The organism is Rothia sp. HMSC069C01 (assembly GCF_001814655.1).
In the GTDB taxonomy this organism is placed as follows: Bacteria; Actinomycetota; Actinomycetes; order Actinomycetales; family Micrococcaceae; genus Rothia; species Rothia dentocariosa.
Genome location: NZ_KV817408.1, coordinates 223,481 through 245,018, shown reverse-complemented (window position 1 = coordinate 245,018; position 21,538 = coordinate 223,481). Strand labels below are relative to the sequence as shown.

15 protein-coding genes and 1 tRNA gene are annotated in these 21,538 nt (G+C 53.8%); all 16 read right to left on the bottom strand.

Annotation, left to right across the window (positions count from 1 at the left end):
- Positions 1 to 40: 40 nt before the first annotated feature.
- Positions 41 to 4,273, bottom strand: coding sequence for a non-ribosomal peptide synthetase (locus HMPREF2981_RS07830; RefSeq protein WP_070662152.1), 4,233 nt, complete (start codon positions 4,271 to 4,273; stop codon positions 41 to 43).
- An 80-nt stretch (positions 4,274 to 4,353) separates the two neighbouring features.
- Positions 4,354 to 4,581, bottom strand: coding sequence for a phosphopantetheine-binding protein (locus tag HMPREF2981_RS07825; RefSeq protein ID WP_246825398.1), 228 nt, complete (start codon positions 4,579 to 4,581; stop codon positions 4,354 to 4,356).
- A 276-nt stretch (positions 4,582 to 4,857) separates the two neighbouring features.
- Entirely contained in the window at positions 4,858 to 6,573 is a 1,716-nt protein-coding gene (locus HMPREF2981_RS07820) for a (2,3-dihydroxybenzoyl)adenylate synthase (protein WP_070662149.1), read from the bottom strand.
- Between the two features lie 27 nt (positions 6,574 to 6,600).
- Entirely contained in the window at positions 6,601 to 7,905 is a 1,305-nt protein-coding gene (locus HMPREF2981_RS07815) for an enterochelin esterase domain-containing protein (RefSeq protein ID WP_070662145.1), read from the bottom strand.
- A 10-nt stretch (positions 7,906 to 7,915) separates the two neighbouring features.
- Positions 7,916 to 8,767 carry an ABC transporter ATP-binding protein gene (locus HMPREF2981_RS07810; RefSeq protein WP_004004923.1) on the bottom strand — a complete coding sequence of 284 codons (852 nt, stop codon included), beginning with the start codon at positions 8,765 to 8,767 and terminating at the stop codon, positions 7,916 to 7,918.
- Positions 8,767 to 9,882: a FecCD family ABC transporter permease gene (locus HMPREF2981_RS07805; protein WP_070662141.1), complete on the bottom strand. Its 1,116-nt coding sequence runs from the start codon at positions 9,880 to 9,882 to the stop codon at positions 8,767 to 8,769. Before HMPREF2981_RS07805 ends, HMPREF2981_RS07810 begins: the two co-directional genes overlap by 1 nt.
- Positions 9,882 to 10,943: a FecCD family ABC transporter permease gene (locus HMPREF2981_RS07800; RefSeq protein ID WP_246825397.1), complete on the bottom strand. Its 1,062-nt coding sequence runs from the start codon at positions 10,941 to 10,943 to the stop codon at positions 9,882 to 9,884. The genes HMPREF2981_RS07805 and HMPREF2981_RS07800 overlap by 1 nt, the downstream gene beginning before the upstream one ends.
- A 203-nt stretch (positions 10,944 to 11,146) precedes the next feature.
- Positions 11,147 to 12,082 (bottom strand): hypothetical protein, encoded by a 936-nt coding sequence (locus tag HMPREF2981_RS07795; RefSeq protein ID WP_070662134.1) that lies wholly within the window; start codon positions 12,080 to 12,082, stop codon positions 11,147 to 11,149.
- Between the two features lie 119 nt (positions 12,083 to 12,201).
- A complete protein-coding gene (locus HMPREF2981_RS07790) occupies positions 12,202 to 14,604 on the bottom strand; it encodes a hypothetical protein (RefSeq protein WP_070662131.1) in 2,403 nt (800 codons plus the stop codon).
- A gap of 171 nt (positions 14,605 to 14,775) precedes the next feature.
- Positions 14,776 to 15,849, bottom strand: coding sequence for an ABC transporter substrate-binding protein (locus HMPREF2981_RS07785; RefSeq protein WP_013399279.1), 1,074 nt, complete (start codon positions 15,847 to 15,849; stop codon positions 14,776 to 14,778).
- Positions 15,850 to 16,090: 241 nt separating this feature from the next.
- Positions 16,091 to 16,810: a ribulose-phosphate 3-epimerase gene (gene rpe, locus HMPREF2981_RS07780; RefSeq protein ID WP_070662128.1), complete on the bottom strand. Its 720-nt coding sequence runs from the start codon at positions 16,808 to 16,810 to the stop codon at positions 16,091 to 16,093.
- An 81-nt stretch (positions 16,811 to 16,891) separates the two neighbouring features.
- Positions 16,892 to 18,634 (bottom strand): RsmB/NOP family class I SAM-dependent RNA methyltransferase, encoded by a 1,743-nt coding sequence (locus tag HMPREF2981_RS07775; protein WP_070662125.1) that lies wholly within the window; start codon positions 18,632 to 18,634, stop codon positions 16,892 to 16,894.
- Positions 18,631 to 19,572, bottom strand: coding sequence for a methionyl-tRNA formyltransferase (fmt, locus tag HMPREF2981_RS07770; protein WP_070662122.1), 942 nt, complete (start codon positions 19,570 to 19,572; stop codon positions 18,631 to 18,633). The genes HMPREF2981_RS07775 and fmt overlap by 4 nt, the downstream gene beginning before the upstream one ends.
- A gap of 35 nt (positions 19,573 to 19,607) precedes the next feature.
- Positions 19,608 to 20,180, bottom strand: a complete 573-nt coding sequence (gene def, locus HMPREF2981_RS07765) for a peptide deformylase (RefSeq protein WP_070662119.1) — start codon at positions 20,178 to 20,180, stop codon at positions 19,608 to 19,610.
- Positions 20,181 to 20,327: 147 nt separating this feature from the next.
- A complete protein-coding gene (locus tag HMPREF2981_RS07760) occupies positions 20,328 to 21,212 on the bottom strand; it encodes a cytochrome (RefSeq protein ID WP_070662117.1) in 885 nt (294 codons plus the stop codon).
- An 82-nt stretch (positions 21,213 to 21,294) separates the two neighbouring features.
- Positions 21,295 to 21,366: transfer RNA gene (locus tag HMPREF2981_RS07755), tRNA-Val, on the bottom strand.
- Positions 21,367 to 21,538 lie beyond the last annotated feature (172 nt).

The window sequence follows — 21,538 nt, the reverse complement described above, 5'->3', positions numbered from 1 at the left end:
TTGATGTCTCTGTTCTTCCCCCAATACCCATAGGGCGCTTTTAGAAGGCTTCTGCAATAATTTCAGGAATGCGCTCCGGGTTCACCAGATCGGGATGGGTACCGTTCTTCAACGTGACGGTACGGAACGAGCCCACATGAGGCTCCCAGCCGTGCGCATCCAGATAGGGTTGATCGTCATGGCTCACTCCAATCAATACGACTTTTCCGCCAAAGTTAAGGTGGTTCGAGCCGCGCATAAGGGCGGCAGAGGCACGCATAGATTCCAAACATACTTCTAGCTTGTCTTCGGGTAGATATCCCATAGCCGACCCGGCATCTCGCAGTCGTTCGAGCGTCTGTGGCAAGTCAAGAACGGTCTGCGCCGATACTTCGGGAAGACCGCCCATACGTAAGAGGGCACGAAAGCTCTCTTGCTCGTCCGGTTCAGGAATCCCCTGCCACTGTTCGACGGGGTATGCATCCAGAAGCGTAACCTGTTGTACATCGTAACCGGCAGTCTCGGCAAGCGCGGCTACCTCGACGGCGGCAGTACCGCCAACGGACCAGCCCATCAGGGAAAATTGTGATGGAAGCTGACGTTCCTCAAGGGTCTCACGAATACGCGCAAGATACCCCTCGGCGAGTTCACGAAGGCTCTGGGCGTAGCCAGCATTTGGGTTCGTGAATGCCTCATGTTGCAGTGCGTAAACCGACGGATGCCCGGGTATGTAGGGCAGATAGGCGGCATAGCACCATCCCAGGCCGCCGGCAGGCGGCAGGATAAAGAGCGGTACGGTATTTTTCGATGTTGCGAAGTCCGCCGAGTCCACCTCACGCAGAGGCAGAACCGGGGCGAACTCGATATCAGGAGAATCCTCGTTCAAGACCGCAGCGAGCCCCTTGACCGTGGGATTAGCGAAGAGGGCACCAATACTGAGCGTCTTTCCAAGGTTTTCTTCAATCTTGGCGATGACGGAGAGTGCCGCAAGGGAGTTACCACCCGCTACGAAGAAGTCTTCGGTTACGCCGAATTGTGAGCGTCCCAGCACACCCGCGATAATCTCGCTAATTTGCTGTTCTAAAAGTCCATGGGGGCCGTCTGCGGTGTTGGTATCAAAGGTAAACTCGATCTGTGCCAGGTTTTTGCGATCTGTCTTGCCTGAGGGGCTAACCGGGAACTGAGCCATGGTGTGCCATAGGTGCGGTGCCATATAGTCCGGCAAGGTGTTCTCACAATGTTGGCGAGCTTGAGCAACGATACGGTTGCGTTCTGTTTCAGAAACGTCACCTATCTCTAGGAACGCCGCGAGAGCAGGTTCGGGCATCTTCGTGTAGAGCAAAACGACGGCGCTATGGACTCCCTCAACGTGGGAGAGTGTAGTTTCGATATCGCCAAGCTCTAGACGTTGCCCATGTAATTTTACTTGGTAATCGGCACGACCACGGTAGAGGATGACTCCGCGAGGGTTTTTGTCCAGGGTGCCGGGTTCCTGGTTTGTGGCGGTGAGGTTCCACTCGGCAAGATCGCCAGTACGGTAAAGCCGCTCCCCCGTAGCGTTGTCCAAGATAAAGGCTTGTGCAGTTGCCTCGGGATTGTTCTGATACCCCACAGCAAGCTGTGCACCCGAAAGGTAGAGTTCCCCTACGAATCCGGGCGGTATCGGCTGTAAAGCCTGGTCGAGAATACGGGTTTGGGTGTTCCAAACGGGCTGGCCGATAGGAACAGTACTGCACTCTGGGTTTTGGGAGCTATCCCAGAAGGTAACATCGACGGCGGCTTCCGTAGGTCCATAAAGATTTAAAAGGTAAACACCCATAATATTATGCGCGCTGAGAATATGATCCTTCTGAAGTGCCTCGCCCGAGCAGATAAGATAGCGCACATGGTGTCGCTGCTCCCCCGATCCAAAACCTGCTTCAGCTAAAGTACGTTGAGCGTAGGGAGACTCTAGGAAAGCGGTGAGCATCGTGGGTACGAAATGCAGACAGGTAACGTTCTGTTCGGCGATAACACGCGCCAGGTAGGCCGGATCCCGGTGCCCATCAGGAGCGGCAATAACGACGGCGGCCCCTTCCTGAAGCGGCCAATAAAGCTCCCACACATGAACATCAAACGATATAGGCGTTTTATGTAAGATGCGGTCCCCCGCACGGTCTTGTGTGGATGCGCCGACCGGAATCTGTGACTGCTGCCAGCGTAACCGGTTATCAATGGAACGATGACTAATCGCAACACCTTTGGGTCGCCCTGTCGAACCCGAGGTAAACAAGATATACGCGGTATCACCCAGTGCTGTGCCGATACCCGGGAATGTTTTTGCCTCGGGAACATCTACAAGGTTTAGAGGTTCTCCGACAGGAGCAGTTAAGGAAGTAAATTCAAGTTGCTGCAGCCCGCACAAACTCTGCGTATTCGCTGGTTTTAGCTCGGCCTCTGCAATAGGACTCAGCCCGGAACCATACACAAGCGCCGAACACTGCGCATCTTCCACCATGGAGCTCACACGTTCGGCGGGCAGATCCGGCAAAATCGGCACATAGACAAACCCTGCATAGAGCGCCGCATATAAGGCGATATATTGTTCAAGTCCTCGATGAAAACGTAGGCCTACAGCAGTTCCAGGGCAGACGCCAGCTTCCAGCATCGCCTTTGCTAGGGCGCGGGCTCGCACATCCAGCTCGTGATACGTGAGTACCTGCGAAAACTCATAGGCCTGCGGAGATTGCGGGGACAACGTACCGTCCTCATCCGGCGCGCAGGCGTAGAGTGCGGGTTCGTTCGGGTAGCGTGTGAGCGCACCCTGAAAACGCTGAAGCAAAGTTTTATACTCTATCGGATGCGCGGTAGCGTTAAACAATTCCAGCAGCTCCACCTCATGCGGTAACGCAGTCGTCAGGGTATCCATCGACCGCTCCTCAAGGGCAGCCTGAGCCCAAGATTCCAACCAATTTTGTAGGTGCCGGGCGTGAAATTCTACGTGCTCATGGGTGTAGAGGTTCGGGTTGGCATCAAGCTCTACAGAAATTGTGTGACCGCGCCCGGGTATGCCTCGCAGGGTAATGGTCATATCCGCAACTGGTCCCGCAGATATGTTATGAATATACCCCACAGAAGCAGGCGTGTTTTCGGTAGGTGCACCTAGCGGTAAAGCGGCATCAAACGGTATAACGTTGATCTGGGCGCCAAAGAGGCGGCTGTCATTGGACTGCGCTAAACGTTCTAGGTCTTCTTGTCGAGCAAGCGGATGTGAGGCGTTTCGTGCATACTGGTTCTTTACGCTATCGAGTGCCTGTGCAATACTTCCCATACCTGAAACCTGTACAGGAAGCACGTTCACGGCGGTGGTTCCAGTCTGAGTGCTGGTCTTGCCGAGAGCACGGGTTTCTGCGGGAACCTGAGCCCCAAATATACGGTTCATCTGGGGTACACCAAAAGCAGCGCTTCTATGCCCACCAATACGGGCCAGATAAGACCCTACGGCACCGGTTACAGTAACGGGCCAGGAGGTTCCGTACATTTTGCCAATTTCCAGCATATCTCGCTGTAATTTATCAGGCAGGGTCAGTACCTCACGCAAGGCCTGTGGTGCCGGTGATGCACTTCGTGCTGCCAGCGATGTATCGGGTTGGCTAAGTACTTCCACTTGCTCAGAAGTCCACAAGGCCAGGTCCTCTTCTCGGGCATGTTCGGCAGCGTGATCAGCCCGAAGAAGCTCCATTAGAGAGGCGCGTTTAACAGTAGGCAGAGGTTTTCCGGCGCTCAAAGCACGATAGATAGCTGCTACGCGAGACAGAGCGTTAAACACCGCAAAACCGTCTGCCACCACATGACTAAAGCTGTGGTAAACCCAGAGTTTACCCCCGTAGTATGTGACAGCGGAGCGTACCGTAACACCCGCATCGGTGATCAGCGGTTCGCGGATCAGCTCGGATGCCCAATCACGCACCGTTGCCGGAACGGGATTCTGCTCTTCCGTTTTTTCCTGAGTCGGGAGGGAAATTACCGGAAGTACCTCAAGATTAGTCAGAAACTCATCAAGTGGCATGACTCGTTGCTCTGGACGCCCAGTCTGCACGCGCGTCTGCACCCGGAAACCTTCATTTTCACGGTAGAGCTGAATAAATGCCTCACGCAGGTAATCAAGATTCGTCTCGGGTGGGCATTCCATGATCTCTGCCGTGTTATAGCAGGGATTTTTGGGATCGATAATAGCGGCAAGATAAATACCTTGAGCGCTTTTGGTCAGGGGAATCCAGTCATGCTTGGACCCACTATGCTCGGTGATGCTCATATTCCGGTCTATTCTTTCAGGCGGTGTCGTGTGCTGGTTGGGTGAGTATCGGCCTTATACAGGTACCGATTTCGTCAAAGTTAGCTGATGCGATTGAGCAAAAATTCGACGGTCGGGTTTTCTACCAATTCAGTGAATTCGATAGTAATCCCCTTGCCCGCGAGGTCATCGAGCAGGGCAAAAGCGCCCATTGAGTCCATCCCCAGAGAAAAAAGGTCGGTCGTAGACTCGGAAAAGGCGGTATCCAGCGAATCCGCCTCGTGGATGTACTGAGCAAGCAGGGGGCGAAGAGTAGTCTCTGCGGACATTATGTTCCTCTCTGGCATCATGTCTTATGTATGCGAAAATTTATATACACATAAATTGTAGATTAGGTTACCCTATATGAAAACTATGTAAATCTTTACATAACCGTCATATAGCGGGTGTTGACTACCTATACGTGACTATTATTCTCTGCGCATGCCTCATAGAGCACCTGCTTTTGAGTTAAACTTCCGGGGTAAGAACCTCAAGATTCTTACCCCGGTATTATGGTATCCGCACGCTTATTTAGCCCGCGCTAATGCTTACCTTAGTTACTCTTACTCCTGAGCCAGCATCTCAACTAGTTTAACGCGAAGTTCACGGCGTGAGATCTTACCCACGTTTGTGGTTGGCAGAGAGCTCAATACCTCCACACGTTCGGGGATCTTAAAATCAGCCAGCTTCTTTTCAGTGAAATACTCATACATGGTACGGCGCGGATTCTCACCGAGCGATTTCCCAGCCTGAGGTACAACTATCAAGCAGACGCGCTCACCCACAGCTTCATCGGGCAGGCCAAGGGCTACTGCATCCAAAATATCCGGATGCTCTAACGCCAACTCCTCAATTTCATCCACCGAGATCTTCTCACCGTTACGGTTAATTTGATCTTTAGCGCGTCCAGTAACTTCAAGATACTTTCCCGCGACTATACGCACGATATCGCCCGTGCGGTAGAAACCGTCTTCAGTAAAGCTGAGCTGATTAGCGTTTTCTTCGCGATAATACCCGCGAATCGTATAGGGCCCGCGCGTGAGGAGGTGACCGCTCTGCCCTGGCTCGACCGGGTTATCCTGTTCATCCACTACGCGGATTTCATCAGCCGGGCTGATAGGGTATCCCTGAGTATTCATGCGTATATAGGGTTCATCACGCAGACGAGTGTAATTCACCAAGCCTTCCGCCATGCCGAAAACCTGTTGGATTCTCACATCTAGGGTTGTTTCGAGCTCCCCCGCCACCGTCGGAGCAAGTTTCGAGCCACCCACCTGAAGCACGCGGAGCGAGGGCAGATGCACGTCACGTTTCTTTACAGACGCCAGCCAGGCCTGCGCCAAGGGCGGTACGAGTGAGGTGAAGGTAACGCCTTCCATCTGAATCAGATTAAGCGCCGTCTGAGGGCTAGGATCAGCAGCAAATACGAGCTTACCCTGCATGCACATCACGCCCAGGATCCCAGGCGAACTCATCGTGAAATTATGTGCCGCAGGAAGCACCACCAACATGGTTGTGTTGTTATTCAGCTTGCAGATATCGGCGGAACCACGCACCGAGTACAAGTAGGCTGCGTGAGTGCGCGGAATTAGCTTTGACATACCGGTTGTACCGCCGGAAAGCTGCAAAAATGCGATCTGCTCGCTTGCCAGAGTATTTTGGGTATTCTGCACAACACCGGGATGGAACGGTTCAGCCAGCTCCGCCTCGCTCAACGGGGTTACCGGGAGCGCAGCATCAAGGGCAATAGGCGGTTCTAGACCATCAGCGCGCATCGTCTGTGCCACATCGTCGGCGAGCGCTGCAAAATCTGCTCCCGGGGTTTTCGAGGAAAATATATGCGCAGCGGCATCAGTGCGGGTTGCAAAATGGACAAGCTCACTCGTGCGGTGCTGTGGCAGGCAAAAGACCGGTAAGGCTCCTGCCCAAAAAATACCCATGAGATATATCAGGTATTCGGCGATATTTCCTAATTGTAAAAGCACACGATCGCCGGGTTGCACCCCGGCATTCTCTAGGCGACGTGCTGCGGCACGAGCAGCCGCCTCCAACTCGCCATAGCTCAGTCGAATCTGCTGCGGTTTGCCCTCTGCGTCGCTCTGTGCATGCGAAAGTGCCACTAACGCCGGAAAATGTGGCTTAGCACGGCAGGCATCAAGCAGAAACTCGGGTATGGTCTGATCAATCCAGTACCCTTCTTCACGGTAACGCCGTGCGAAATCCTCAGGAATCAGTGGGGTTTCAAGCAGTTCGGAGCGTTCCACAATCTGTTCGGTCATGTTTATGTCTTTCTCGGCTATAAGATTTTAGGGGTTGGGCATAAGAATGCGATTCAGCGCGGGTATGATAGCTCCACGCCAGCAGGCGTAGTCGTGGCCGCCGTTGAATACAGTGTAGTTCAGGCGTGTGTCCACAGATTCGAGTTCCTGAACAAAACGCTGATGCGGCGGCAGCAGAATCCATTCCTGCTCGCCTACCTCGACCTCAAGGTGAAGGTGGGACAGACGGTGTAGTTCATTGGCTTCACGAAGCTGTGAGAGTTTGTCGAAAACTTGGGGCTGCCACAGTGAAGATGACTGGGCAATTGCGGCTCCGAAGGATTCTGGGCGTGAGAAAACCGCCAGCAGAGAAGACAGTCCGCCTAAGGATTGTCCGTTGATGATAATATCCTGTGGCTCTGGCCGCAGCCCGTGATGACGCCTCAAATGAGGAAGCGCTTCTTCCACAATATAGTCGGCTATGGGGCTGTCTCCATTGAGCTCTTGCCAGCGGCGTTCTCGGCCGCCCGAGTGCAGAAAGAAGACATTCATATCCGGAATACGCCCGGCGGCACAGGCTCGGTTGAGCATATGCTCCATACCGTGCCCGTACCAGACTTCACCGTCGAAGAGGATGAAGAGCGGAGAATCGGGGCTTGGGTTTCCTACCCGTCCCAACAAATATTGGTGTCCGTCCGCAGTACTCATCCAGCGTGGTTCAGGAAGGCTGTCGAGTTCCTGTTGGGTGAGCAGAAACTCATGAACCGGCGCATCGGCAAGTTCAACCACGCCCATACAACGGCCAATACGGTTGCAGACGGTCTTCGGGTTAAGCGGGTCGCCTTCACCAGAATCAAGAGCGGTGCGCAGTGTCACCTGATCGTCCTCCCCCAGCCAGATCGGGCGTTCCCCCGGCAGTGTGGGAATAAAGTTATAGGAAGCCCGCCAGTCGGTGCGCATCTGGAAGCTCAGCTCCCACCAATCGGTGCCTGGAATACGTTCCATCAGAGACAACGGCAGGTTTTTCTCATCTGTCAGTCGATTGACAAAAATGAGAACCTGCTCTGCCGTGGCATGCTGATACAGGAATGTGACAATGCGTTCGTTCTCATTCGCTGTTCCGTCGTCATAGTAAGCCTGCTCTATAAGTGGAGTTCCATCCGCTACGATCTCTGTGATGCGGGCGTTAAGTTCCTGCGTGTCCACGGCTTCGTTTACGATGCGCGTCATAAGCGGGCTGGGTACGCGCGGGGCAGGTGTTGGGCGCGGGGTTTTAGGCGGCATAGGACGCGCCATGATCTTTGACTTGAGATTCTGTGTGATTTTATGTGGAAGGGTCTCAAAATCACCCATAAAAGGCTCCTTAGTGACCTTCGCGGGCGGCGGCAATTGCGTCCGCGGCAATAGTAATCTCTTGGTGAGCTGCCGGAACTACCAGTGGTGTTCCGGTACAGGGGTCATCGCATATAACAGATTCTAGGTCGAAAACTTCCTGAATTAGCTCGGCAGTGACAATTTCCTGAGGGTCACCCTGAGCGATAATCCTACCTTCCTTCATGAGCACCGCATGAGTGGCGTATCGGAAAGCCAGGTTCAGATCGTGCAGCACAACCGCAACGGTATGCCCCTCAGAGTGGAGCTTCTTGGTAAGGTTTAGCACCTCAATCTGGTGGGTAATATCCAGGTAAGTGGTTGGCTCGTCCAGCAGAATCAAAGGCGTCTGCTGGGCAAGGGTCATGGCAATCCACACGCGCTGACGCTGACCGCCGGAAAGCGCCTCAATAGGACGTTCGGACAGTTCCAACACGTTCGCGGCTTCCATAGCCTCAACGCAGGCAGCCTCATCTTTCTCAGACCAGGAACGCAGAAGGGATTGATGCGGGTACCGGCCGCGTGCCACAACATCCGCCACGGTCAACCCGGTGGGTGCCTCCGGCGTTTGAGGAAGCATGGCGAGAATCTGCGCGATGGAGCGGGATTTCATCTTTGAAAGCGGCAGACCATCAAGAAAGACCTTTCCGCCTTTGAGAGGATTCACACGCGCCAGAGCTTTGAGTAAGGTAGATTTACCGCAGGCGTTAGGACCCAAAATAACGGTAAGCTCACCCTCAAGCACCTTGAAGTCTATACCGCTGAGCACTGTGTGGTCGCCATAGGCTACGACCATGTCTTCGCCTGCGAGTCGGCTTTCGCTAATCTCTGCACGAGCCTTCACTAGCTCTTCTTCCTTTCAAGGTAAATCAGGTAAATCAGATATAAACCGCCCAGGGCGCCGGTAACCACACCGACCTGTAGGGTACGGCCGGGAATTGCAAACCTTCCAATAAGGTCTGAGGCCAGCACCATCAACGCACCCATGAGGGCAGATCCGAAAAGGGTAACTCCGCCACTTCGCCCCAGGGTTTTCACGATATGCGGGGCAGCAAGTGCCACGAATGCGATGGGACCGGCGGTCGCGGTTGCGAGCGATACGAGAAGCACACCGAGGAAGAGCGCACACACCCGATAGGCGTTGACATTCACGCCTAGTCCTGACGCCACGCTATCGCCAAACCGAATGGCCCCGAGAGGGCGTACTATGGCTAGAAGCGCGGGAACTGTGACAATCAGAAAAATCATCAGTGTAATCGTACGCGGCCACGACATATCATCGAGAGAACCGGCAAGCCAGGATGCCGCCGTCTGCGCCTGAGTCAGTGATGCCCGAACTACTAACAGCGAGTTGAACGCCGCAAGAGTCGATCCTACGCCAATACCCACAAGCACTAGGCGGAACCCGCGTAAACCTGTATGTCGAGTCAGTAACCACACCGTAATGGATGTTGCGATACCGCCAATGAGGGCACCGATAGCAACTTCTACCGGGCCAGAGTCGAAGACGATAATCTGCAGGAGTGCACCAGTTGCAGCACCGTGTGTAAAGCCGATAATATCCGGTGAGCCCAGCGGATTACCTGAGATTACCTGGAACAGCGCCCCTGAAAGCCCCAGAGCTGCGCCCACAAGCAGAGCTGCCACGATGCGCGCTTCACGCTTCTGTACTAAGACCACTGTGATGCGTTTACCCCGCCCAACGAGAGCATTGATAACGTCCATCGTCGTCACTTTGTATTCGCCCTGTTGTAGCCCCCACAGGCTTAGTGCCACAATGAGAGCGATCAGCACAATGTTAAGCACAATAACCCGCCAAGGAACCTGCGCCTGAATGAGTCCGCGTGAGTTAAGAACGAGCCTGCCAGCCAAGTCGTGACCGCGCCGTGCGCCTCGAGGGCGCGAAGCTTCCTGTTTCTGAGTCTTGAGGTTCGTCGCCTTAGTCTGTGTATCTGTCATCAGAGAGCCTCCACCTTACGACGAGTCATCAGGAATAGGAAGAGGGGTGCCCCTGCAAGGGTAGCGATAATTCCTACCTGAGTTTCCTGCGGGTGCTCCGGGGTCGCCATAATAACACGGGCTAAGACATCGGACATGAGCAGCCAGACAGGACCTAGAAGCGCGGAGCCGTAGTTAACCCAGCGCACATCATTGCCCATTATGGCACGCACTACGAAGGGAACTGCCAAACCGACGAAGGAGATTGGTCCGATGGCAGCGGTTGCCGCACCTGCAAGAAGCGTTACGGCAAGAAGTGTGAGGTTTTGAGTTTGATACACTCGTACGCCTAGGGAGATAGCGGCTTCTTCACCCATACTTAGCGCGTTGATCGAGGGTGCTACAAAAAACGCTAAAAGGAGACCCACGAGGATCACGGGGGCAACGGCCTGTGCAACTGATATATCGCGCCCTTCTAAAGACCCAGTAACCCACACACGAAATTCGTCAAAAGCATCTTGGTTCGAGAGCATAAGTCCCTGCGCTACAGCGGCAAGGGCGGCAGAGATAGCCACACCGGCGAGAGCTAACTTAACAATAGAGCCGTCTCGACCACGCCCGAGGGTATAGACGACAGTGGCGGCTATAGCGCCCCCAACAGCGGCGGCAATCATATACTGCCAAATACCGAGAACACCGAAAAGTACAACAGTGAGGATGACTGCAACGGCGGCACCGGCGTTGACACCCATCAGACCAGGTTCGGCGAGTGGGTTACGGGTGAGTGATTGCATGAGTGATCCGGCAACTGCGAGGGCCGCCCCGCAGGCTATCCCGATGAGTGTCCGCGGAATGCGCTGCTCAAAGATAATGGCATGACTTTCGGGGGTTGATTGCCCCGCTAAGGTTTCTACGATGCTGTCGGGGGAGAGTGATTTTAGCCCAACAGTTAGCGAGGCAAGAATACTCACGCCGAGCAGAACCGCGAAAATAATAAGCCAGGTTATTCGTCGGCCGTTTTTTTCGTTGCGCCCACTTTTCATGGTTCGTGAGGCTCCTGTGCGTTCCAAGGTTACGCTCAACGAGACTCCTTTATTATGTGTGGTCTAAGATACAGTGCTATCAACAACGCTACCGTAAAGGTAGCTAAGACCGCCTTATCTCGATACCGTGTCTTGATCCCTATTGCGTTAGGGTACCTTTGGTTCTTCTCCTGAGCAAGAGTGCCAAACGCGCGTCGCAAAGGAGCGTTACCTCCCCTGCGGCGCGCGCTTGTCACCATTGTCTATGGACGCTTCCGAATAATCAGTACAGCAATAGCACCGATAATAGCAACGCCAAGCACAGATACGCCCAGCCACGGGAATTCCTGACCATACGTTACCGTTGTGTTACTGGTTTTATGGCTATCTGCCTGTGTCTTTGCGGAGCTAGAGGCCGACGCGCTACTCTTCGCACTGCTGGATGCAGAGGCGCTGGCGGTCTTCTTCTGCTCGCTCTTGTTAGCGTTCTGGTCGTTTTTCTGATCGGAGGAATCTTTATTCCCGCCCTCGTCAGCCTCAGCGTTCAAACGATCATACTCTTCTTTAGAGATAGGGTTGCCATCAGCATCAAGATAGACGGTCTCTTGCTCAGATGAACCACCGTCCTGTGCCGAGTTACCGCCGTTATCTTCGGAACCATTATTACCCGAACCTTCAGATCCGGCGTTATTGTTGGACGAAGAATCGGAGCCGCCCTTAGAGGACCCTCCGTTATTTGACGAGCCGCCATTATTGCCGCCCCCATTATCGGATTCTCCAACGGTAAATACAGGGCTCTTATTGGTGGTACCTGGTTCCTGTCCCATCTTTTTTCCGTTGGCATCGTATTTAGCGGCACCGGGCGCCAAAAAACGCAAAGTATGTTCTCCAGAGCCAACGGAATCTGGTAAAACAAAGGATCCGTTCAGATTACCCTTGCTATCAGCCTGTTGCTGATGTACACGACCTTCATCGTCGATCTTGACCGTCACGGTAGAGTTGGGTGGAAAACCGGATAGCGTAAAGTTCACTACTCCGCCGGGAGTCACATGAGGACTTACAGTTGAGCTAGTTCCTGGAGAGTTGTTAGATGCACCTCCGGGTGGGATCGCATTCGCAGCTCCCATCCCCAGGCCAAGACTAAGGGATATTGCCGCGCAGGCAGTGAGCGCCTTTGATACTGTCTTTGTGGTTCGCATGAGTTTCCTCTTCTGTGCGACTAGTGGTAATTTATACCGGTTCCCTCCCCCACCGACGGTGTGGGAGGGAACCCTAATGTTTGAGATATTGTGTATATTTCCTCAGGTGTGAGAGGTGATTACGCCCTCTTGCGGAAGGTTAGTGCAAGCACCAAGATAATCAGACCCGCGATAGAGAGCAACACGTTATTTGCATTGTTCGCAAACCAACGCGAGAAGCCGCTAAGCTCAGCGCCAATGATATTGGGGGCACTATTGCTGTCGGACTGTGTTGCCGCGGTAGTTGCATTGCCCTGGGTACCGTTTTTACCGGGCGCGGCCTTGGCCGTGCGGGTTTTCTTGGGTGCGCTCTTGGCGTGGGCACCGCTGTTACTACCGTTCTTTGCGGCAGCTTTAGCGCGTGCCTGCACACGGTTAATGAGCGTATCGTTTTCCAGTTCAGCAGCAGCCCCAAGAGAAGCCTGCTTCGTAATGCTGCCTTGACGGGCTGCATAGTTGATTCCGGAGCTCTGGGTGGGAATAGGTGCCACAGAGCCATATCCTGATCCGTTGTTACCCAACCCGGCATCATAGCCGCCTGCGATTGAACCATTGTTAGAGGCGTGATTACTACTTACAGGGGCTAACGTGGAGCCGTCAGCGCCAGCAATCGTAACGGACAATGTCACCGAATGCTGCTCGTCGCCCTTCTGTAAACTACCGGTCAGGAACGTGATATCGTGAACGGTGCCCACGCCCCATTTATCGCTATTTGGGAACGGCAAAGTATAGGTAAACTTGCCATCAGCATCAGCCTGAATAATGGCCACAACACCACGAGACGCATAGTCTTTACCGTTATAGACCACGGCACGGTCAAGTTTGATGTCACCGCCATCGTATTTAACGGCGATAACGCTATAGGGGCTCCATCCAGAACCGTTAACGACGATTCCCTGACCGTGGGTCACAGTCTTAGGACCGGTTACGGTAGCATCACCGTCGGACGCAGTCTGAGTCTCAACGACAGGAGCAGGTGCAGTAGGTGCAGGTGCATTATTTTGTGCACCCTGTTTCGCAGTACCGCTCTGATTATCTGCTGGGCTAGGCTGAGCGCCGGTGTTACCATCATTTTGATGATCCTGTGCAGGAGGTTCGGTAGGCTGAGGCTCTGGTTTCTTGGTGTTATCAGCCGGAGGGTTAACTGTCTGCTGACCGGTGTCTTTCGGAGTCTCAGCAGTAGCAGGGGCATCACCTACAGTCACGTTGAGAGTTACCGAATGCTTCGCAGCGTCGCCCTTTTGCAAACTGCCGCTTAGGAAGTTAATCTCGTGCTGTGAACCGTCCGTCCACTTCTCAAATCCGGTTGAATTCTCAGCGTTCGGGAACGGCAGCTTTGCGGTGAACGTACCATCAGGATTAGCCGTAACGACGGCTACAACACCGCGTCCAGCTAAATCCTTACCGTCATACGTTACGGGATTCGTAGACTTGACTTCACCGCCGTCGTACTTCACGGCGATCACAGAACCGGTACCGTCGGCATTCTTCCAGCCGGTACCGCTAACCTCGATTTCCTGACCATTTTTCGCGTATTTCACACCGGTCACGGTAACGCCGTTGGACTCAACAGTCTGCGAGTTCTCAGAAGCGGCAGGAGCAGGATTATTTTCTGCCGGTTGAGGAGCTGGTTTCTCTTCTGCCTTAGGCTGCTGCTCTGCTTCGTTCTTAGCAGCGTTGTCAGCTTTGGGCTGTACCGGAGTTTCCTCAGCTTTAGGGGTCTCTTCTGCCTTCGGAGTATCAGCAGGAGTCTCATTCTTAGCTACCTCATCAGTCTGAGGCTGCTGTGCAGGCGTTTCTTCAGCCTTTGGAGCTTCTACAGGGACCTCATTCTTGGGGGTTTCTTTCACCTGAGGCTGCTCGGGAGTCTCAACTTTTGGAGTTTCGGCTGCCGGAGCTTCTTCGCCCACAGTTACCGTGTGAGTTGCTGAGTGCTGCTCATCGCCCTTCTGCAAACTGCCGCTCAGGAAGTTAATCTTGTGTTCTGAACCGACGGTCCAGTTAGCATTAGTGGGGAAAGGGATGGTTGTGGTGAAGTTACCGTTCTCGTCTGCCTTAATAACCGCTATAACACCGCGTGCCGACAGATCCTTACCATCGTGCGTCACCGGTTCTGTGGGTTTAACCTTACCGTCATCATATTTCACAGCGATAACGGCGTTGGCACCCCACCCCGAGCCGCTAATCTCAAGGCCCTGACGGTTCTTAATAATCACGGAGCCGGTAACAGTAGCACTGTCGGTTGCTTTCGCGGCGGGTTGTTCTACCTTCCCTTGAGGCATTCTCTCGTTGCCTTCACCGGGAACCTTCACAGCAGGATCCTGCGCCTGCGCATTATTACCGGCTTGGGCGGGGGTAGCGTCCGGAGTTTGACCCGGATCTTCAAGAGCAGTTGCGGGAGTTGTTACGCCGGGTGCAAGCAAAGCACCCGCAAGCGCTACCACGGCACTGTAGCGGGCGGCATGATGTGCGTGCTGTGTCATCGTTATGTTCCGTTTCGTGTATAAGGTTTTCAAGCTCTTTTAAGACAGCCCCAGGGGCATGTTGCTGTCTTTCAAAAGCATTTTGTGTATCTTCAGCGTATTCGTCGTTGAGTATTCAAGAGCCTAGATGCGGCACCTCCTCAAGCGAGGTGCCGCGTCTAAAATCTAATCCTACTGTCCCTGATTATTGTTTTGATTTTCGAGTAGTTTGCTGCGAACATCCGCAACAATACCGTTCATCAACAGAGGACCACCGGTTGAGGTCCATTTAGAACCCTCAACCGTAATAATATGTTCGTTCTGGTAGGCTTTCAAATTCGTGAAGCCAGATGTGGCCTCTGCCTTCTTCAAAACTTCTGATGCACCATTGGCGCTAGCATCACCTTGAACATTCGGGTTCTTCTGGCTTGCGCCACCCAAAGTACCAATAAACATGTAGTCGGCGTCAATATCTGAGAGGTTCTCTAAAGAGACCGGCTCTGAGTGACCCTGCCCTTCACGATCCTGTGCCGGGGGACGCTGCAGCCCCAAATCTGAAAGCACCTGACCGGCAGGGAGTTCCTTCAAGATCAGTGCGGGGCCGTTACCTGCCCAACGCACGATGGAGAAGGTCTTATCACCGTACAGAGGTTCTAGCTCCTTCTTGAGCTGCTCAGTAAGTTTTTCGTAGTCTTCCTCAACCTTCTTACCCTGGTCTACCAGGTTAAGAGCATCCGCTACCCGCTCAAAGTTGATAGTCCAATCACCGCCGGCGTATCCGGTGTACACCACGGGAGCAATATCCTGCAGAGTCTTGTATGCCTCTGAACGTTTATCCACGCCTGTGGAATCAGCCAGAATAAGGTCGGGCGTGAGGGAGGCAACCTTATCGTAGTTAACCTCAGACACAGAACCGACAAGTGTAACGTCGTCTCCTACCTTATCTTTGAGGTAGTTAGGCACAGTCTGCTGACCGCGACCAGAAATAGCGCCTACAGGCTTAACGCCAAGTGCGAGTACCGCATCCAAAGTAGGTTCTGAGAGAACTACAACGCGCTGCGGTTTAGTAGGTACCGTAATTTCTTCCTCATCTACATTTTTAACAACGCGAGTCTCACTTTCGGGAGATTCCGAAGAGTCAGAAGTCGTAGATTCCTGACTGCATGCTGCAAGTGTAAATGCAGTGCCCGAGGCAAGCGCCATACCTAGAAAGTTACGGCGATTTACCATGAATTGAGCTAGTGACGCTGGGTGTTCAAAAGACATATTTCTCCTAAGACAAATAAACTCTACCTAACCTTACCGTCATATATGCCCTACTTCAAGGAAAAACTCTCATGGTTAACGTTAAGAACCGTCAATCTTTTTACCGATATGTGGTTTTTTCATTGGAAATACAGGTTTTTTATAGTCATTACATAAAGCTATAAAGACGTTATGTCATCAAAAATATTTCACGCTTTAACCGTTTACAGCGTCACAATACGCGCACAATGCACTCAAATTTTTAAGAACAACTGCATCCATCAGAGAGATTTATCCCGGTGTGAGGATGTGACCTCCACGTCTTTCGTACACTCTCTCCTAGAGAACGCAAAGCAGCAATCGCGGTCTGCGGATCTTCTGCCCCATACACCGAGCTGCCTGCAACGAAACAGTCCGCTCCGGCTTCCGCAGCTCGCACAATCGTTTCCTCCGTAATCCCGCCATCAACCTGAAGCCGCACCGGGATACCGGACCCTTCAAGCGCCGATGCGGCACGACGGATTTTAGGCAAAGTGACATCAAGGAATTTCTGCCCGCCGAAGCCTGGTTCCACCGTCATAATCAGGAGCATATCTATTTCTGTGAGTAGATCAAGGTATGGTTCTACGGCAGTTGCCGGGCGTAATGCCAACCCAGCTTTTGCCCCGGATTCTCGCAGAGTACGCGCCAGCTTAATAGGTGCGGTAGCCGCCTCCGCGTGGAAGGTTACCGATTCGCTGCCTACGTCGGCATACTGGGGAGCCCAACGATCAGGATCATCAATCATCAAATGCACATCAAAAGGCACGGGCGAAACTTCGCGCAGACGCTTAACAACCGGAGGCCCCCACGTCAGATTTGGTACAAAGTGGTTATCCATCACGTCAATATGTGCCGCATCCGCAGTCGAAATGCGTTCTAACTCGTGCTGTAAATTTGCAAAGTCGGCAGAGAGTATAGACGGATTAATAGCAACAGACATGAGAAAACCTCCTCAATATGACATACGGATGTTCGGATAACAATAATCGCCGCACTAAAAATACGGTTGTATTGCGCGATTCTAATTCTTACGGAAGAGTGCGAGGAACATAGCATCAGTACCATGAGTATGCGGCCACAGCTGTGCAGTTGTTGATGCTTCATCCAGAATATCTTCCTGACGAACCGAGGAGGATTTTTTAAGGCGTACCTGTGGACGATACCCGGGAGCCTTATCGCCCGCAAGAGCGCTTCGTCCTTCAGCGCTCGGCAGGGCAACGCTTTGAAGTATCGACTGTGTATCCAGCAGACACACTTTTCCAGTCTCCAGTATCTCCGCAACAATATTTTGAGTCTCAGCAGCATGCGGTGAGCAGGTTACGTACGCGATCACACCGCCAGGCCGCGTAACTTCACACGCAGCCTCCAGAAGCTGACGCTGCAGAGGAAGCAAATCGGCAATATCACGCGGGGATTTACGCCAGCGTGCCTCCGGACGCCTGCGAAGGGCACCTAGCCCCGAGCAGGGAACATCAACCAGCACACGGTCAAATTTCTGCTCCGGCTTGATGCCCTCGGGTAACCGCTCAGCATTTTGTTCAAGCGTTTGAGAGATCTCACGCCCGTCCCCGGTGAGAACAACATACTCGTCGTGAGAAAGCGGTCGTAAAGATTGTGAAACCAGTTTTGCACGATGCGCTGCCGACTCATTCGCCACCACCCGAGCACCACGTTGCGCGCCCAAAGCCGCCAACAGTGCAGCCTTACCGCCCGGACCGGCGCACAGGTCAAGCCACGCAGAGTCTTGCCCTTCAAGAGGAGCTGCAACAAGCGCGCGAGTAACCAGCTGCGAACCTACATCCTGTGCACGCACGGTACCCTCGCGAACACTTTCCAACCTGCCTAAATCGCCAGCGGAATATAAAGCGGAATCCTCCACCAGTTCGCCCTCTACCGCGCCTTTCTCGAAGGCTTCCTGCAGGTCTCCTATCCCGGGAAGCGCTATAAGATTTACCACAGGTGCCTGGTTATCGGCATCAAGAAGCTCCTGGATTTCGGCCGGAGACCTGCCATGAGCCGCAAGCGCTTGGCGCATGGAACGCACAATCCAGGTTGGATGCGATTTTGCGAGCGCAAATTTTTCGGTGTCGTCCTTGGCATCAGCTTCCAGACGGGCGTACCACTCCTCACGGCTACGCTCACTGACGCGTCGCAGCACCGCATTCACAAAGTTCGCGGGACCACCGCCGATCTGAGCACGGGCTAATGCGACGCTTTGGTTAAGGGCTGCATGGGCAGGCACGCGCATACTCAAGAGCTGGTGAACGCCCATACGCAGTACAATCAACGTGGTTGTACCGATTTTCTCTAACGGACGATCCGCACAATGCGCCAAAATGGCGTCGTAGGTGCCTTGGCTACGCAGGGTTCCGTAGGTGAGTTCGGTGGCAAAGCCCGCATCCCGATGGTCAAGATGATGGGCACGAATCGTGCCGGGCAACACGAGATTTGCGTAGGAGTCGTTTTGCGCTACCGCGTTGAGAACCTCAAATGCGACGAGGCGCGCGGGGTCTGCAGAGCGTGAGCGCTGTGAGGGCGCAGTCGCAGAGAACTCACGGGACGAAAGCTGCTTACGGTTGCGCTCATGCCCACTCTTATTGCGTTTGGAAGCACCACCTCCGCCGCGTTTCATGCCATCGTGGGAGCGCTGGGCACGTTCGTTTCGGCGTTGTTCACTAGTCTTACCGTCAAATCGTTTCGATGATGTACCGCGATTTCGCGGATTCCGTGAGCCATTCTTGTCGTTATAACGTCGTTCCGTCATGAGAGCACTACCTTTCCTTCGGCGAGGCCGCTACCGAGACCGCGTGCCCAGGCGAGCGCGTCCATCATTTTTTTACCGGCAGGTTGTACACGCACCAGTTCTAAAGCACCGTCCGCCGTACCCACATAGAGTTTTTTACCACGAAGTTCAAGCTGTCCAGGAGCCAAGGTACCGGCCTGATCGCTCAGACGCACACCGCCGATCTTAAGTCGGTTCCCCGAAAATTCACACCAGGCGCCAGGTTCCGGGGTTACTGCGCGAACTTGAGCAAGAATTTTGTGGGCGCTTTGGGTGAAATCTATGCGCGCATCGGCGTTGGTCACCTTTGCCGCGTAACTGACGGATTTGTCCTCGCGCTGCGCGGTTCCGTGCTCGCCTGCCTCAAGCCGTACAAAGGTGTTCGCCAACAGCTCTCCTCCGCTTTGCGCCAAACGTGTGAGAATGCTCCCGGCAGTATCGTCTTCCGTCACCAGCGTGGATTCTTCTTCGAAGACCGCGCCAGTATCCAACCCGGCTTCTAGAAGGAAGGTATTCGAGAAAATCTCGTTTTCTCCCGCCATGAGAGCACGCTGTACGGGTGCGGCCCCTCGCCACGCAGGCAGCTTCGAAAAGTGCAGATTAACCCAGCCGTAGGGAAGCATGTCTAGTGCTTGCTGGGGCAGAATTGTGCCATATGCGACCACGGCAGCAGCTTCGGCTCCCAGAGGGGCTATCTGCTGTTGGGTCTCCGGCAACCACCGGTTCGCTTTAACGATAGGCAGCCCGAGCTCTTCAGCGCGTTGTGCTACGGGCGAGGGGGTCAGGATGCGTTTTCGACCTACCGGCGCGTCCTCACGCGTGAGCACTCCAACTACCTGAACCCGCGGGGACTGGACAAGCGTATCAAGAGGGTGTACAGCGAGCTCGGGGGTTCCCGCGTAAAGAATTTTGAGGGTCATGGGCGAGTCCTTAAACCTGGTGGAGTACGGTATATCTATGCGCTGAAGCTGCCTAGAGAGGCGCCGAAGCTGCCGCCAACCCGCATTGCTCGTTCGGCAGAGGTCTGTGCTGTCACCTTGTTGTAGTCTGCGGCTCGGATGGCGCGCATAACCCGTTTACGATCTTCGCCGACAAGGCGATCGATAAAGAGTTTGCCGTGAAGATGGTCGGTTTCGTGTTGGAGCATACGCGCGAATAGTCCTTCCCCTTCAAGCACTAGGGGCTTTCCCATCTTGTCTACGCCTCTCACCCGGGCCCAGTTCATGCGCGGAGTATCCGATTTCATACCGGGTACCGACAGGCATCCTTCCCCTCCCTCTTGAGGCTCCGTTCCGGTCTCAAGTACGGGGTTGATAATATATCCTTCGCGGCCGTCAATGCCACCAAAGGTAAAAATTTGTTTGGAGATACCAATCTGAGGCCCAGCCAGCCCGACTCCTTCAACGTCGTACATGGTGTCAAGCATATCGTCGATCAGTTTGGCAAGCTCCCGATCAAAAACGGTGATAGGTTCACATTCGCTGCGAAGAACGGGGTCGCCTACGGTACGGATACTCAGAATTGTCATATGTCTCCCTGATGCGCTTGTTATGGTACGCAGATATGCTCCAAATAGGGTGAAGGGCTGTCAAATACCAGCATTCTATTGTACCGGCTGAGGTATTCGTCCAAATAGAACACTCGTGATTATTTTGTTGGTCTTCTACCGGGTTTACTAGGCTACCTGTGTGTGATCTCCCGAAGACGGTTGACCTGCCACAGGAGGCGGAACTACCGGCATGAGCGCGTCGTCCGGGAATTCGTGAACTGTACGGTTATATTCCCAGACCCTCCGCAATGCACAGAATTTATACCAGTTCTGTTCAAGAATCTTTGGATTTGCCTGATGCGGCACCACCTGCGTTTCGCCCAGTGCCACGCCCATCAGGATGGGGGCATCGCCGTATTTCCAGGGTTCCCAGGTTCCCGCGACAGGGTCTACCAGCGATTCTTCGGCTTTGAGCCCAGCAACCAGCTGCATAACCACCTTGTCGTCAAGGGGTTTAACACGCCCTCGCCGGTCGGTGCCTTTAGTTTTATAGTCAATAATGCAGGTTCGTCCGGCGATCTGGGCGACAAGGTCCAGCGTTCCGGCGTAACCTACGGACTTATTCCAGATAGTAATTTCTGCGGCGAGTGGTTGAGGGCGAAAAGCGTCCCACCATTCATCGAACCTATCCGCATAGGCTTGTTCGCCGTTGAGGATAAGCTGTTCTCGACATTCTTCGACATTGTGTTCCGCTCCCATGGCGCGTAACGCAATATTCTCGGCGTAATTATGTACCCTGTCACCGCGCTCGGCTGCAGCATCTCGGTACCGTTCGGATGCGGCGGCGGCATCCCGAATAATAGCGTACTTGAGCCCCGAGGATCCGGCAGCACGATAAGCTCTCTGGTCTTCGAGAGCAGCTTTTGCAGCCATATAACCGTGCCATCCGCTCATATCGGTAGCGTGCTGACCGATAACGGTCGTGATGGAAGGAACTAGCAGCTCTCCGCCGCGTTTACGAGAGTACATGCGACCGTAATCGGTTGGATTTGCTAGTTCTGGTGCTGTCACCGAGTACCTTCTTGATCTGCGGATAGTGATTGGGGCTGTATGCAAAAACCCCCGTTGCGGATGTACAAACGGGGGTGGCTCGTGCGTGATACTGGGTTCGAACCAGTGACCTCTTCGGTGTGAACGAAGCGCGCTACCACTGCGCCAATCACGCCTACAGGTAAACACTATACCGAGTGGGAAGATAGCGCGTCAAATATGGGTTGTTGCCCTTATTTGAGGCGCCAGAAGGGCATTTGGTGTCCCGTTAAAAGCAACAAAAAATCCCCAGATCTCCGTGATCTGAGGATTATTCCTAGTGTGACCCCAACCGGATTTGAACCGGT

Coding starts and splice junctions, on each gene's coding strand:
- HMPREF2981_RS07795 (WP_070662134.1), bottom strand. CDS start 12,082: ATGCGAACCACAAAGACAGTATCAAAGGCGCTCACTGCCTGCGCGGCA.
- HMPREF2981_RS07805 (WP_070662141.1), bottom strand. CDS start 9,882: ATGACAGATACACAGACTAAGGCGACGAACCTCAAGACTCAGAAACAG.
- HMPREF2981_RS07790 (WP_070662131.1), bottom strand. CDS start 14,604: ATGACACAGCACGCACATCATGCCGCCCGCTACAGTGCCGTGGTAGCG.
- HMPREF2981_RS07820 (WP_070662149.1), bottom strand. CDS start 6,573: ATGACCGAACAGATTGTGGAACGCTCCGAACTGCTTGAAACCCCACTG.
- HMPREF2981_RS07785 (WP_013399279.1), bottom strand. CDS start 15,849: ATGTCTTTTGAACACCCAGCGTCACTAGCTCAATTCATGGTAAATCGC.
- def (WP_070662119.1), bottom strand. CDS start 20,180: ATGACAATTCTGAGTATCCGTACCGTAGGCGACCCCGTTCTTCGCAGC.
- HMPREF2981_RS07830 (WP_070662152.1), bottom strand. CDS start 4,273: ATGAGCATCACCGAGCATAGTGGGTCCAAGCATGACTGGATTCCCCTG.
- fmt (WP_070662122.1), bottom strand. CDS start 19,572: ATGACCCTCAAAATTCTTTACGCGGGAACCCCCGAGCTCGCTGTACAC.
- HMPREF2981_RS07825 (WP_246825398.1), bottom strand. CDS start 4,581: ATGTCCGCAGAGACTACTCTTCGCCCCCTGCTTGCTCAGTACATCCAC.
- HMPREF2981_RS07815 (WP_070662145.1), bottom strand. CDS start 7,905: ATGGGTGATTTTGAGACCCTTCCACATAAAATCACACAGAATCTCAAG.
- HMPREF2981_RS07775 (WP_070662125.1), bottom strand. CDS start 18,634: ATGACGGAACGACGTTATAACGACAAGAATGGCTCACGGAATCCGCGA.
- rpe (WP_070662128.1), bottom strand. CDS start 16,810: ATGTCTGTTGCTATTAATCCGTCTATACTCTCTGCCGACTTTGCAAAT.